Here is a 1,535-nt window from a genome sequence, read left to right on the forward strand (position 1 = left end):
AAAAGAGGGTCTCTTCGGGGGTGGTGGGCGGTCTGGTTTTTTTTTTGGTCGGGGGGTTGTTTTGGGGGCGGGCCTTTTTTTGTTTGGTTTTCTGTCCCCCCCCCAGACGGGTCGGCGGGATGACACGAAACCCTTCTGCTGGAGGGGAGGTGGTGGAGGGTTGGCCTCCTCGTGACCGCCTCAGCCCTTCCCTGCCGCCCTGCGACCAGAGCCGACGTACCCCTTCGCTGTGGATGCAGGCGCTGCGGCCACCACCCGGGGGGTCCGTCCGTGGACCGCGGGGATCTTGGCCTTCTTGGAGCCCGATGCGGGGTTCTTCCTCGCTGGACGTTTACTTGGCGGCTCCTCGGGCTGCGGGACGACGGCGGCCTCGATGCGGGCCAGTCGCTCGTTGATCCGCGCGAATTCCTCGCTCTCCGCGAGGCGCACACCGTTGACCGCGTGCTCGATGATCTCTCGAACCAACGCCGTGTAGCGCATACCGCGCGTCTGCGCGAGCGCCTTGAGCGCGTCGACGACGTCACCCGGCAATCGAAGGGACGTGGTTTGCATCGGACGCGGATCAACCCACTCGCCATGCTCGATTTCGGCCGACGTGTCATGGGTGTCGTAGTGAGCGGCCAGCGCCTCAAGGTCTTCGACCGGACGAGGAAGGGACTCGTTTCGCTTTGCCATTGTCATCACCGTGCCTTCCTCAGGAAGGTCTTCTTCTCACTGGGTGTCATGTCCCGCGCGGTCACGATGAACGCTTCACCGTTGTCTTCGGCGGCCACCACGAACAGATACCGTCCCGCATAGGTGCGGCCGTACATCAAGATCGTGTCGTCCCGGCCTTCGGCCTGCCAGTACGGACGTTCGAGGATCGCCTCCCTCACCTCGTCCAAGGTCACCGTGTCGGGCGATGTGGTCGGCCGACCACTTGCTGTCCTTGACACCACGGAACACCGACCCAAGTGTAATACGAACGCATTGCGTTGTCACTGCCGCGTGTGGTGCCGGGAGGCATGCCCGGCACCTGACAGCGGCGACCTGCCGGGTGCGCCGTGGACGAGGGCCGGCCGTTGCGACGCGCGGCCGAGCGGTTCCAGGTCTAGCCGACCACCGCCCACTGGGCCTCGCGTTGTCGCGTGCTGGGCGAGGCGGGCACGACCGACCGTTGCAGCCGACCGCACCACAGCCCGCGTCGCCTGCCCACCCGCTGCGAACGCCGGATCGTGAACGTCCGCCTGGCGCGGCGGTGGGGTCCGACCCGCATCGCCTACCTGCTCGGCGGGGTACACCCTGCTCGACGAATGGGCCTACGCCCAGCCCTACCGGTCCGAAGCCGAACGACGAGCCGCACTGCCACACGGGCTGCACACCTACAACCACCACCGCGGCCACACCGCACTGGGCGGCCAACCACCAGCCAGCCGCGTCCCCAACCTCCCCGGGCAGTACAGCTAGCGCCTGTTTCACAAGTCTCGTTCGATGAGAGTCGCGCCTGAGGTGGTTCCCGGCGGTGCGGCCGAATGGGCCGCATACCGCTGTTGTAT

The 1,535-nt window shown here is 66.4% G+C and carries 2 protein-coding genes and 1 pseudogene; 1 reads left to right on the forward strand and 2 read right to left on the reverse strand.

Features of this window, described 5'->3' with window-relative positions:
* Positions 1-180: 180 nt before the first annotated feature.
* Together ACZ7GX_RS27035 and ACZ7GX_RS27040 are read right to left on the reverse strand one after the other, a co-directional pair.
* Positions 181-675 carry a hypothetical protein gene (locus ACZ7GX_RS27035; RefSeq protein WP_498780571.1) on the reverse strand — a complete coding sequence of 165 codons (495 nt, stop codon included), beginning with the start codon at positions 673-675 and terminating at the stop codon, positions 181-183.
* A gap of 5 nt (positions 676-680) precedes the next feature.
* Entirely contained in the window at positions 681-875 is a 195-nt protein-coding gene (locus tag ACZ7GX_RS27040) for a BrnT family toxin (RefSeq protein WP_498780573.1), read from the reverse strand.
* 168 nt (positions 876-1,043) lie between these two features.
* On the opposite strand from ACZ7GX_RS27040, the pseudogene ACZ7GX_RS27045 reads away from it, so the two are divergent.
* Positions 1,044-1,446, forward strand: a pseudogene (locus tag ACZ7GX_RS27045) (integrase core domain-containing protein).
* Positions 1,447-1,535 lie beyond the last annotated feature (89 nt).

Source organism: Actinosynnema sp. NPDC037264 (assembly GCF_055603705.1).